Source organism: Adhaeribacter aerolatus (assembly GCF_007991635.1).
GTDB classification, from domain to species: Bacteria; Bacteroidota; Bacteroidia; order Cytophagales; family Hymenobacteraceae; genus Adhaeribacter; species Adhaeribacter aerolatus.
The window spans coordinates 1-789 of record NZ_BJYS01000092.1; the positions used below are offsets into that span (position 1 = coordinate 1).

1 protein-coding gene is annotated in these 789 nt (G+C 59.4%); it reads right to left on the reverse strand.

Annotated elements, in window-relative coordinates; translation table 11 throughout:
• Nucleotides 1-62: 62 nt before the first annotated feature.
• Nucleotides 63-789, reverse strand: a 727-nt coding sequence (locus AAE02nite_RS26125; protein WP_146905887.1) for a T9SS type A sorting domain-containing protein, incomplete at its 5' end; no start/stop codon positions are given.

Here is a 789-nt window from a genome sequence, read left to right on the forward strand (position 1 = left end):
GAGCCGGGGAGTTTACCATCAAAGCCAAAAGGTACAGTAGGGTCGATTAGCAGCCGGTTAGCTTATCTTCCCACCAGCAGGCGTTTGGAGGAAGAGCCTTGGTCGGTGACAAGTTTGAGCAGGTAAACCCCTTGGGCATAGCCGGCCACGTTCACGTCTACGGTTAAGTTCTGGTTCGCTTTAGCCGTGCCGCTGGCGAGCGTTTTTACTTTGCTGCCCCGCAGGTCGTACAAGTCTAAGGTATACGGCCCCGGGGTGGCTAAGCTAAAGTTGACGGTTGCCCTCTCTACCACGGGGTTGGGGTAAGCCGTTAAACCAGTAGTAGCCGAGAACAAGTCATCCCCGGTAGCGGGTCGGCGCGCCATGGTAATCGGGGTGCGGCCTACTTCTACCCGTACCATCGTTGTGGCGGTGGCCCCCATCGCATCAGTCACGGTTACGGTGTAATCCCCCGGTACCGCAACGTGCAGGTCTTCGGTTACCGCCCCGCTGTTCCAACTATACGTATAAGGACCCATGCCCCCGGTGACGGTTAAATCCACCGAACCATCCTGCTTGCCGGCCGCCGAGACATTCTGGTGCGTGCTCGATAAGGTAAGCGGGGCGCCTACTTCGCCCACCACCACGGTGGTGGTGGCTTTGCGGCCGAACGCATCGGTCACGATGACGGTGTAAGTACCGGCGGCTACCCCCGTCAAATCTTCGGTGGTCGCCCCGTTGCTCCACTGGTAAGTGGCCGGTACTACGCCGCCCACCACGGTTAAGTCAATCGCGCCGTTGGTACCCCCC